Annotated in this window: 11 protein-coding genes and 1 pseudogene; 4 read left to right on the top strand and 8 right to left on the bottom strand. The window is 70.4% G+C overall.

The window, feature by feature from the left end:
* A pseudogene (locus KBX53_RS10315) lies at window positions 1-234 on the bottom strand (hypothetical protein); the annotation flags it as partial.
* Between KBX53_RS10315 and KBX53_RS10310 the strand changes: the two are divergent.
* Together KBX53_RS10310 and KBX53_RS10305 are read left to right on the top strand one after the other, a co-directional pair.
* A complete protein-coding gene (locus tag KBX53_RS10310) occupies window positions 152-544 on the top strand; it encodes a redoxin domain-containing protein (protein ID WP_309140743.1) in 393 nt (130 codons plus the stop codon). The pseudogene KBX53_RS10315 and the gene KBX53_RS10310 sit on opposite strands and share 83 nt — an antisense overlap.
* A 239-nt stretch (window positions 545-783) precedes the next feature.
* Entirely contained in the window at window positions 784-2,646 is a 1,863-nt protein-coding gene (locus tag KBX53_RS10305; protein WP_309140742.1) for a CocE/NonD family hydrolase, read from the top strand.
* Window positions 2,647-2,735: 89 nt separating this feature from the next.
* Here the strand turns inward: KBX53_RS10305 and KBX53_RS10300 are convergent, their stop codons facing one another.
* The 3 genes from KBX53_RS10300 to KBX53_RS10290 form a co-directional block, all read right to left on the bottom strand.
* Window positions 2,736-3,650, bottom strand: a complete 915-nt coding sequence (locus tag KBX53_RS10300; RefSeq protein ID WP_210858840.1) for an LLM class flavin-dependent oxidoreductase — start codon at window positions 3,648-3,650, stop codon at window positions 2,736-2,738.
* Window positions 3,647-5,509: an LLM class flavin-dependent oxidoreductase gene (locus tag KBX53_RS10295; RefSeq protein WP_247675406.1), complete on the bottom strand. Its 1,863-nt coding sequence runs from the start codon at window positions 5,507-5,509 to the stop codon at window positions 3,647-3,649. Before KBX53_RS10295 ends, KBX53_RS10300 begins: the two co-directional genes overlap by 4 nt.
* Before the next feature lie 246 nt (window positions 5,510-5,755).
* Window positions 5,756-6,235 (bottom strand): MarR family winged helix-turn-helix transcriptional regulator, encoded by a 480-nt coding sequence (locus KBX53_RS10290; RefSeq protein ID WP_036411238.1) that lies wholly within the window; start codon window positions 6,233-6,235, stop codon window positions 5,756-5,758.
* Window positions 6,236-6,357: 122 nt separating this feature from the next.
* Between KBX53_RS10290 and KBX53_RS10285 the strand changes: the two genes are divergently transcribed.
* Window positions 6,358-7,005 carry an FMN-dependent NADH-azoreductase gene (locus tag KBX53_RS10285; RefSeq protein WP_030330864.1) on the top strand — a complete coding sequence of 216 codons (648 nt, stop codon included), beginning with the start codon at window positions 6,358-6,360 and terminating at the stop codon, window positions 7,003-7,005.
* Window positions 7,006-7,043: 38 nt separating this feature from the next.
* On the opposite strand, the gene arsB is transcribed toward KBX53_RS10285, so the two are convergent.
* The 4 genes from arsB to KBX53_RS10265 all read right to left on the bottom strand — a co-directional run bounded on the left by arsB (window position 7,044) and on the right by KBX53_RS10265 (window position 9,960).
* Window positions 7,044-8,138, bottom strand: a complete 1,095-nt coding sequence (gene arsB / locus KBX53_RS10280) for an ACR3 family arsenite efflux transporter (RefSeq protein WP_210858839.1) — start codon at window positions 8,136-8,138, stop codon at window positions 7,044-7,046.
* 158 nt (window positions 8,139-8,296) lie between these two features.
* The gene (locus KBX53_RS10275; protein WP_210858838.1) at window positions 8,297-8,704 is read right to left on the bottom strand and encodes an arsenate reductase ArsC; all 408 of its coding nucleotides are present in this window, start codon (window positions 8,702-8,704) and stop codon (window positions 8,297-8,299) included.
* Window positions 8,705-8,827: 123 nt separating this feature from the next.
* A complete protein-coding gene (locus KBX53_RS10270; protein ID WP_210858836.1) occupies window positions 8,828-9,529 on the bottom strand; it encodes a helix-turn-helix domain-containing protein in 702 nt (233 codons plus the stop codon).
* Between the two features lie 101 nt (window positions 9,530-9,630).
* Entirely contained in the window at window positions 9,631-9,960 is a 330-nt protein-coding gene (locus KBX53_RS10265; protein WP_210858834.1) for a helix-turn-helix transcriptional regulator, read from the bottom strand.
* Between the two features lie 62 nt (window positions 9,961-10,022).
* Between KBX53_RS10265 and KBX53_RS10260 the strand changes: the two genes are divergently transcribed.
* Window positions 10,023-10,842 (top strand): NAD(P)/FAD-dependent oxidoreductase (locus tag KBX53_RS10260; RefSeq protein ID WP_210858832.1); only part of this gene is annotated, 820 nt, incomplete at its 3' end.

Raw genomic sequence — 10,842 nt, 5'->3', positions numbered from 1 at the left:
GCGGGGCGGATGCAGCACGCCCACACCGGAGTCCGGGCCCCCTCCGGCGCCCGCCGGAGGGGCGGCGGCGCTGCCGGGACCGGTCCCCGCCGACCTGGCGTAGCGCCCGGCACCCGGCACCGCCCCGGCCGCCCCGGCGTTCACCGGCGCGCTGACCGACGGCACACCGTTCGCCGCCGCCGAACTGTGGGCGCAGCGCCCCGTCGTCTTCACCTTCTTCAACTCCTGGTGCACCACCTGCGCCAGTCGCCAGGCCGCCCTCAGCGAGCTGGCCCGCAGCTATCGGGACCGGGTGGTCTTCGTCGGCGTGGCCGGCGCGGACCAGGCCGACGAGGTCCAGGACTACCTGCGCGCCCACCAGGTGGAGTATCCGGTCGTCCTGGACGACCAGCAGACGATCTGGCGTTCGTACGCGGTGCGGGAGCCGCCGGCCGTCGTGCTGGTGGCCAAGGGTGGCGCACTGCTGCGCGGCTGGCCGGGTGGCCTGGACGCCCCGACCCTCGACCGGCGGCTGCGGGAGCTGGTGCTGGCCGGCCAGCCGTAGCCCCGTCACCCAGACACCCCGGTGCGACGCCGGCCCGGCACCGGTCGGCGTCGCACCGGGGTCTTGCCGTGCCCGCCGCACTGCTGCCCGCCGGGCGACTGACGCACCCCGTCGAAGCACACCCGACGAACTTCCTACACGTGCAGGTGGTGGCACCGGCCGCCGGCTCGTAGCGTACGCAGCCTCGGACACATCAAGGAGAATGCATGGCTACAGTGGGAACACGGTGGCGCAGAGGCGTGGCCGTACTGTCCGCGACAGTGCTCGCCGCCCTCGGCGCGGCACCACAGGCGCTGGCGGCGGACGGCCCGCCGTCGATCGTCGTCCAGGACGGCGTCACCCAGCCGGTGTTCGGCTACGCCGACGCCATTCGGGAACGCCTCTTCATCGACTCCACCTTCGACAGCGACAACGACGGTCTGCGCGACATCATCGCGTTCGACCTGATGCGGCCGGCGGCCACCGCACAGGGGCTCAAGGCCCCCGTCGTGATGGACGCCAGCCCCTACTACTCGACTGTCTGCCGGGGCAACGAGTCCGAGTGCAAGGCGGACCTCGACGGCGACGGGCTGCTGGACAAGTGGCCGCTGTTCTACGACAACTACTTCGTGCCGCGCGGCTACGCGGTCATCCTGCTGGACATGGTCGGCACCAACAACTCCACCGGCTGCCCGACCACCAACGCCAACCAGGACAACCTGAGCGCCAAGCAGGCCATCAACTGGCTCAACGGCCGGGCCACCGCCCGTAACGCCGCCGGTGAGATCGTCAAGGCGGACTGGCACAACGGCAAGACGGGGATGATCGGCAAATCGTACGACGGCTCGCTGGCCATGGCCACGGCGGTGACCGGCGTGAAGGGCCTGACCACCGTCGTGCCGATCAGCGGACCGACCGAGTACTACGACTACGTGCGCAGCAACGGCGTGGTCACCCGCGGCAACAGCTACGTGTCGTCGCTGGCCAACACGGTCACCAATCCCGAGCGTCGGGACTACTGCAAGCCGGTACGCGACGCGATAGGCGCCGCCGACGGCGACGAGCACGGCGACTACACGTCCTTCTGGAACGAGCGCAGCTACGTCAAGAAGGTCCCCAACGTCACCGCCAGCGTGCTGCTCTACCACGGCCTCAACGACGACAACGTCCGCCCGGACCACTTCAGCAAGTTCTGGTACGCCCTGGCGGAGAACAACGTGCCGCGCAAGCTGTGGCTGTCGCAGGAGGGCCACGTCGACCCGTTCGACTCGCGCCGCGCGGTGTGGGTGTCGACGTTGCACCGGTGGTTCGACTTCTGGCTGCAGGGCGTCGCCAACGGCATCATGGACGAGCCGCGGGTGGACCTGGAGCGCTCCGCCGACGTGTGGGAGACCCACGCCGACTGGCCGATCCCCGGCAAGGCCGACACCGAGGTGTTCCTGCAGCCCGGCGCCACCGGCGCGGGCGGTCTCGGGCTGGTGCCAGCCGCGAAGCCGGCGACCGGGGCGTTCCAGGACAGCCGCACGCAGAGCCAGAACACCATGATCCTCAACCCGGACGTGGTGCAGCCCAACCGGCTGGCGTTCCTCTCCGCGCCGCTGTCCGCGCCGCTGCACATCTCCGGCACGCCCACCGTGCAGCTGCGGGCCTCCGCCGACCAGACCGACACCAACCTCGGGGCCATCCTGGTCGACTACGGCACCGACGAGCGGGTCGCGCACCGGGCCTCCGGCGAAGGGATCATCACCCTGGACACGTCGGACTGCTGGGGCGAGAGCAGCCCGACCGACGACGGCTGCTACAAGCAGACGGCGAAGCGGGTGGCCACCGCCGACTACGAGCTGGTCACCAAGGGCATCATGGACGCCCAGAACCGGCAGTCGATCCGCGTCGCCGTGCCACTGGTGCCGGGGGAGTCGTACAACTTCAGCTTCCCGCTGCTGCCGGAGGACTACGTCTTCAAGCCCGGCCACCGGATCGGCGTGATCATCGTGGCCAGCTACCCGCAGTACTCCAGCCAGGCGGACACCACCGCCGCGAACCTGAAGGTCGCGCTGAAGAGCAGCAACATCGTCCTGCCCGTGGTCGGTGGCACCGCCGCCGCACACGCCGCCGGTCTCTGACCGGCTGATCGCCGGGCCGCCCAGCGTGGCTCACCACCGGGCGGCCCGGCGATCACCTCTCCGGGCCGCCCACCCCCACCTCGCGGCTCCTACGCTCTGGGCGGCCGGGCGGCTGCGCCGGCCTTGCGTTCCCGCTCGACGACCTCTCGCACGGCAGGTGCGATCTCGGCGCCGAAACGCTCGGTGATGCTCGGGTCGTCCCCACCGATGATGAAGGCGCTGATGCCGTCCCGCAGCGCCAGGTCGACGATCTGGTCGACCCAGGCGGCGGGCGGGCCGTTGAGAAGCCCACGCGGGGCTGACGAGAGCTGGACCTTCATGAAGTTCATCAACCGTCGTACGGCTGCCGGGTCGCGGCCGGCGTCGTGCGCCGCGCCGTCGATTCGCGCGTTGAGTTCCGGTAGGGAGTCGGCGCCCCGGGGCAGGTACTCGATGCTGGGCAGCCAGCCGTCGGCGACCGCACCGGTGAGCGCGAGCATCTTGGGCTTGTACGCCCCGACCCAGATCGGGATGTCGTGGGCGGGACGCGGTCCGCGTCGGGCGCCCTTGACCGAGTAGCTCACCTCGCCGGGGGCCGTGGTGTCCCAGATCTTGCGGATGATCTCGATCCCTTCGCGCAGCGCGGTGACGCCCTGGGCGGCGCTGAGCCGGCGTCCGCCCATGGCGGCGATGCCGTCCCAGAACGCACCGGCACCGATGCCGAGTTCGAAGCGGCCGCCGCTGAGGATGTCGAGCGAGGCGGCGGCCCGGGCCAGGACGGCCGGTGGCCGTAGCGGCAGGCTGGTGACGTTGGCGTTGAGGTGGACGCGCTCGGTGCGGGCCGCGGCGAAGGCGAGCAGGGTCGACGTGTCCAGGTACGAGGCCTGGTACGGGTGGTCCTGGAAGCTGACGAGGTCGAGGCCGGCCCGGTCCGCGGTGACCGCCAGGTCGACGACCTGTCGGGCCTGTTGTGCGGCGGGTGTGATGAAAGCGCCGAAGAGCAGGTCGTGTCCGTAGTCGGTCATGCCTGTGCCTCCTTCGTTGTCCGCGGGTCGATGGCGAAGTTGTCCCGGAAGAGGTTGTCCGGGTCGTAGCGGTGTTTGAGTGTTCGAAGGCGCTCCAACACCGGTGCCGGGAAGGCGTCGAGCAGCCGTTCGGGACTGCGGTCGGTCTCGAAGCTGAGGTAGAGGCCGTCGAAGTGCTGACGCAGTGGTTCCCATACGGCGTTGAGGCGCTGATTGTTCTGGCCCATCGCCGTCAGCTGGAATGCCGGCGTCCGATGGCTGAAGGACGCCTCGCCCGGTGCGACGTCGGCGATCGCGCCGCCCATGGCCCGCAGCTCGAAGAAGTAGACGCCCCCGCTGCGAAGCATCGCCGCGGCATCACGGGCGAACTCGGGGGTCAGTGTGGGCAGGAAGGCCGACCGCGAGTTCGGCTCGCCGAATCCCTGGTGGCCGTTCGGCCCGACGTCGGCGGCGTTGCCCATGACTCCCGAGTACGGCGTCATCACCACCTGCTGTCCGGCGAGCGCCCCGAGTTCCAGGAACGGTGTCAGGCGCGCCACGACGGTGTCGGGATCCGGGTTGTCGACCACAGCGAAGAGTTGGATGGTCGACGTGCCCGCACGCGGCTGCCCGGTCACGAGGAACACCGTGGTGTCCCGTGGTGCCGAACTGGCCAGTTCCGCGAAGCGGCGCAGCGACTGCTCGATGTCGGTGGAGAGCAGGACGAGTTGCGCCCAGCCGACCTCGCCCACCTCGTCGACCTCGAATTCGAACGAGGTGGCGATGCCGAAGTTGGCGCCCGCTCCCCGTACGGCCCAGAACAGTTCCGGGTTGTGCTCTCTGCTCGCCCGCACCTGCCGTCCGTCGGCGAGTACGAGGTCGACCGACCGGAGATGATCGATCGTCAGGCCGTGGTTGCGCGAGAGCAGGCCGATTCCGGCCGCGGTGGCGAGCCCGCCGACGCCGACGCCGCCGTAGTCGCCCGAGCCGAGTGCCCACCCGTGCGGGGTCAGGGCTTCGGCGACCTGCTTCCAGGTCGCGCCGGGGCCGATGCGCACGAGCCGGCGGACGGGGTCCACCACACTGATCGTGTTCATGGCGCCCACGTCGATCACCAGGCCGCCCCGGTTTGTCGATCGGCCGCTGATGCCGTGGCCGGCGCTGCGGATGCCGAGGGGCAGGTGCCGGTGTCGCCGGGCGAACTCGATCGCGTCCGACACCTCGGCCGGTGTCGAGGGCCGCAGCACCAACCCGGGAGCGCCGCCGCGCAGATAGGTGGAGGACAGGGAGCGGTACTGCGGATCGCCGGGCTCGACCGCGGTGTCGGCGAGTGACGCTGGTACGCCGTCGTAGTCGATGCCCGGCTTGCGCTGGGCGCGCACCGCGGCCGAGCGTCGGCGTACGCCGCTGCGGTGGTCGCCTTCGGCGGCGAGCGCTGCGAGGCGTTCGACGTCCTCGCGCGAATCCACCGGGACCACGACGGGCAGGTCGGCTTCGGCGAGGCGGGCCAGTTCCGCCGGCTTCGCGTCCCGTGGCGCGACGACCCAGCCGGCGGGGTCGGAGATGATCCGCCCCTGCGCCAGCAGGTCGATGCTGTCCAGCGCCTTGGCGATCACGCTCGGGTACTGCGCTTGCGGGTCGGTCGGATCGGGAGCGGTGGTGGCGCCGGCGGGGGCACCGATGGCGATCCGGCGTGTCGATCCCGCCAGCCAGACCGCCGCGGTCCAGGGGTCCAGGCCGGCTGATGTCCCGGTCGCCGCGTCGGCGACGACCACAAGGTCCAGGCCGCGTTCCTCGGCGAGGCGGGCCAGCTCGACTGTCTCCAGCGGCGCGCGGGCCAACCGTGACGCGTCGAGGACGATGCCGATCTCCATGATCATCTGATGTTCCCCATCCCGACTCGCGCGAGCAGTGCGATCACTCGCGCTCTGAACCCTGTCGCGGCCGGTGTCTGGTGCCGGTCGTCGCTCAGTTGAATGCTCGGTCGGGGAGATAATATTCCAGGCAGACGATCTGCTCGGCAATGCGTACGACGATCACCCGGGCGGCCCGGGAAAGGGACGCCGTGACCTGGGGGTGCAGTTCCGCCCGGTGGAACAGGCGACGCGGTGCACCCCGCCCGGGCGTCAGCGGGTGCTGGCCTCCGGAGCCTCGGAAATCTTCCGGGTCACATGGCAGGCCACCTCGCGCAGGACGTCGATCTGGCTCGCGGTGAGGCCGTCGATGACGTAGTCACGGACGGCCGCGACGTGGCCGGGGGCCGCGGCGACCACAAGATCCCACCCGGCGTCGGTGAGCGAGGCCACGGTGTAGCGGGGGCTTTCCGGGTCGGGGGTGCGGCGGAGCAGGCCTCGTTGTTCGAGGCGTTTGACGACGTTCGACAGTCGGGACAGCGAGCAGCTGAGGTGGCTGGCGAGGTCACTGAGTCGCATGGTTCGCCCCGGCGCCATGGACAGGCCGCTGAGCACGAAGTAGTCGAACAGCGTGAGGTGGTTGTCCCGCAGGAGTTGGGCGTCGAGGGCGCTCGGCAGGTTGAACATGAGTTTGGCCAGCGCAAGCCAGGCGTCGCGCTCGTGGTCGGTCAACCACCGAGGTTCGTCGGGCATGGCGCAAGCGTACGTGTCGGCGTGGTTCACGAGGGTGAGGGACGTCTCCTTCAGGTTCAAGCTTGAACAATCTGCTCTAGGGTGAAGTTCAACCTTGAACCTCAGTTCCCCAGGGAGTGCTCGTGACCTTGTTCCGGCTTGATGCCAGCATCCGAACGCACGGCTCGGCGAGTCGTGAAATCGCGGACATCGTCGAGGAGGAGTGGCTCGCCAGTCATCCCGGCGACACCGTCGAGCGCCGCCACGTCGGGGTGGACACCCTGCCGGCAACCCTCTGGGCGGCGGCGGTGTCCGCCGGTATGACGCCGGCCGAGGAACGCACCGCCGAGCAGCGGGAGGCGGTGGCCCTCGCCGCGACGCTGGTGGACGAGTTGCGGGCCGCCGACGCGTTGCTGTTCGCCGTGCCGCTCTACAACTTCGGCGTCTCCCAGCATTTCAAGACGTACGTCGACGTGGTGCTCGCGGACCCGCGGGCGACCACGGAGCCGTTCCTGGCGGGTAAGCCCACAGTGCTCGCCACGGTGCGTGGTGGTGCGTACGGTGCCGGCACACCTCGGGAGGGCTGGGACCACTCGACGCCGTACCTGCGCCGGATAATCGGTGACTGCTGGGGCGCCGACCTCACCGTTGTCGAACGCGAGTTCACCCTGGTCGGGGTCAACCCCGCACTCGACGCGTTCGTCGACCAGGCCGCCCAGATGCACGCCGGGGCCCTGCAGTCCGCCCGGGAGGCCGGTCGTGCCCTCGGCGCGCTGAGCGTCCCGAGCTGAGCCGTCTCTTCCCGAGAACCGGAACGCGGGTGAAGCGGTCACCCCGAAGCTGCCGGCTTCAGCTGGTTGATGTCGGGGTGACCGAACCGGCGCCGGGCGGCGAGGCTGACGTAGACGAGGGCGACCAGCACCGGCACCTCGATCAATGGCCCGACGACGCCGGCGAGGGCCTGACCGCTGGTGACGCCGAACACGCCGATCGCCACGGCGATGGCGAGTTCGAAGTTGTTGCCGGCGGCGGTGAAGGCGAGCGTGGTGGTGCGTTCGTAGCTCAGGCCGATCGCCCGACCGATGGCGAACGAGCCGAACCACATGATCCCGAAGTACGCGAGCAGCGGCACCGCGATGCGGGCCACGTCCCAGGGCTGGGCGGTGATCGCGTCGCCCTGCAGGGCGAAGAGCAGCACGATGGTGAACAGCAGCCCGTACAGGGCGACCGGCCCGATCCGCGGCAGGAACCTCGCCTCGTACCAGTCGCGGCCCTTGGCGCGTTCGCCGAGTCTGCGGGTGAGGTAGCCGGCGGCCAGGGGGATGCCGAGGAACACCAGGACGCTGCCGGCGATGTCCCAGCCGGAGACGGAGAGCCCGGCCTGCTCCAGGCCGAGCCAACCGGGCAGCACGGTGAGGTAGAACCAGCCGAGCAGGCCGAAGGCGAGGACCTGGAAGACCGAGTTGAGGGCGACCAGGACGGCGGCGGCCTCGCGGTCGCCGCAGGCCAGGTCGTTCCAGATGATGACCATCGCGATGCAGCGGGCCAGGCCGACGATGATCAGGCCGGTGCGGTACGCGGGCTGGTCGGGTAGGAGCAACCAGGCCAGGGCGAACATGACGGCGGGGCCGACGAGCCAGTTGATCACCAGGGAGGAGATCAGCAGGCGTCGGTCGGAGGTCACGGTGTCGAGGCGGTCGTAGCGGACCTTCGCCAGGACCGGGTACATCATGATGAGCAGACCGAGGGCGATGGGTACGGATATTCCGCCGACCTTGACCAGGTCGAGGGCCTCGTCGAGGCCGGGGATCAACCGGCCCAGGAGCAGGCCGGCGACCATGGCGGCGCCGATCCATACCGGCAGCAGCCGGTCCAGCGTCGAGAGTCGGGGTGCGGTGCTCGACGGGGTGGTCGGCGTCGTCATGTGCCTGGTTCCTCTTGGTCTCTGGGTGGGGGTGCGTCCGGGCCGCAGGGCCGTCTGCCGTCGACGCCGGTGGGCGCGTGGTCGGCGAGGGCGGCGATGCCACCAGACCAGTGGGCAGCCGCCCGGCGGCGACGGCCGGCGAGCGGGGGGTGACAGGGTCAGGCGGCGGTGTGCAGTTCGCCGAGGAGCTTCTCCACCCGGGTGCGGATCTCGTCGCGGATGGGGCGTACGGATTCGACGCCCTTGCCGGCCGGGTCGTCGAGTTTCCAGTCCTCGTAGCGCTTGCCGGGAAAGACCGGGCAGGCGTCGCCGCATCCCATGGTGACGATGACGTCCGAAGATTCCGCGGTGGTGTACTCGAGCAGCTTTGGCGTCTGGTCGGTGATGTCGATGCCGACTTCGCGCATGGCCTCGACGGCGGCGGGATTGACGGTTTCTGCGGGGGCGGCGCCGGCGGAGCGGACCTCGACGGTGTCGCCGGCGAGGTGGCGCAACCAACCGGCGGCCATCTGGGAGCGGCCGGCGTTGTGCACGCAGACGAACAGGACGCTGGGCTTGTCGGGCATCAGGAGCCTTCCTTGCAATAGGGGTTGCGGAGCCGGCTGACCGGTGCCGGGACAGGCGGCCTCGTGCTCATGCGCGGTGGCTGGGCGCCGGACTGCGTTCGGCCGTCGCGCAGGAGGCTGGTGTCAGTCATGACGGTCTGGCGACCTCAGGGTGGAGGCCAGGATGGGGGCGACGCGGTCGATGCGGGTGGCGAGGTCGGCGAACGCGGCCTCGAACGCAGCATCGGTGTCGACGCGGACCGGGTCGGGTACCGACCAGTGCAGTCGGGGCCGGACCGGGCCGGTGAGTTCCTCGTGGGCGTTGTCGCAGACGGCGATGAGCAGGTCGTCGTCACGCACGATGTCCGCGACGTGCGCGGTGCCGGTCGCGTCCAGATGCAGACCGTGGCGGTGGGCCACGGCGACGGCGCGCGGGTGAACCCGCTCTGCCGGCCGCGTTCCGGCCGATGTCGCGCAGGTTTGGGCGCGGTCCGACCAGAGGGCGGCGGCCAGTTGCGAGCGGGCGGAGTTGTGGGTGCAGACGAAGACCACCCGACCCACCCCGGCCATCAGCGCTGGCGTCAACGAGGCCAGGGCCTCGGGCCGCAGCTGCAGGTAGGTGCGACGGCGGTCTCCCTCGGATCGGCGGCGGACGACGAGGCCGGCTTCGCTGAGGACCTTGACGTGGTGGGCGACCAGGTTCGTCGGCATGCGAAGGTCATCGGCGATTTCGCCAGGGGAGGCGTCGCCCAGGGTGAGCGCGTCGACGATCGCCAGGCGCGCCGGGTCGCCGAGCGCGGCGTGGGTCCGGGCGCGCACCTGCAGAGAGGCAAGCTCAGTAATCATTGACTCAACCATCGCTGAGCAACTGGTGTGCTGTCAAGCGGCGTCGAGGTCGATGGGCCGGGTGCAGGTCTGACGTCCCGGCTCCGCCGGGGGAGTCGCGGTCAGCAGCAGGTCATGAGGTACGACTGCAGCTCGGCGAGCGCCGAGACGGCGCCGTCACGGTCGGCGCGGTAGTACACCGTCTTCCCCTCGCGCCGCGAGGTCACGATCCGCCCCCGACGTAGCAGGGTCAGCTGCTGCGACGCCGTCGCCTGGCTGATGCCGGCGTGCTCGGCGACTTCCCCGACGGACAGCTCGGCGCCCTGGGAGAACAGCATCATGATCCGTTGTCGTGTTGGGCTGCCCAACGCCTTGAGGAACTCCTGCGTGGCCGGTGCCAGCGCGGTTTGTCCGGCGGCGGGCGCGACCGCTGTGGGCTGCGGCTGATCCATGGTCCCACCTTCCAGCATTCCCATCATATTGTCATTCAACGAAATGACAATATGATGATGGAGTGATCACCTCCTCAGAACCAGTCGTCATCGTCGGCGGCGGCCAGTCCGGTCTCGCCGCCGCCCACGCCGGTCTCTCCGCTGGCCTGCGCCCCGTCGTCCTGGGGGCAGGCGTCGAGCCGGTCGGGTCCTGGGCCGGCTACTACGACAGCCTCACCCTGTTCTCCCCGGCCCGGTACAGCAGCCTGCCTGGCATGGCCTTCGACGAGGGAGATCCCGACCGCTATCCGACCCGCGACGACGTCGTCGCCTATCTGCGCCGCTATGCCGCCAGCATCGATGTCGAGATCCGCACCGGCACCCGGGTCGCCGCTGTTCACCCGCGCCCAGGCGGTGGCTACCTCGTCCACACCGACAGTGGCGACGAGATCGGCGCTACGGGCGTCGTCGCCGCCAGCGGGTCCTACGGCAATCCGTACCTGCCGGTGCTGCCCGGCCACGACACCTACGCCGGCGAGGTGCGGCACGTCGCGCACTATCGGCGGCCCGAGCCGTATACCGGTAAGCGGGTCCTCGTCGTGGGCGCCGGGAACTCCGCCGTCCAGGTCGCCTACGAACTGGCGCCACACGCGCGGGTCACCCTGGCCACCCGGGCACCGATCCAGTTCATGCCGCAGCGCATCCGAGGCCGGGACCTGCATCACTGGCTCCACGTCACCCGCGCGGACCTCCTGCCCCGGTCGGTGCTCACTCGCCTGATCCGCCACGCCGCCGTGCTCGACACCGGCGTGTACCGCGACGCGATCGCCTCCGGCGTGCTCGCCCGCCAGGAGATGTTCACCGCCTTCACCGCCGACGGCGTCATCTGGGCGGACGGTACGC

Source organism: Micromonospora sp. M51, assembly GCF_018070305.1.
GTDB lineage: Bacteria > Actinomycetota > Actinomycetes > Mycobacteriales > Micromonosporaceae > Micromonospora > Micromonospora parva.
Note: the sequence above shows the minus strand (reverse complement) of the source record. Positions and strands in the feature narration are given on the sequence as shown.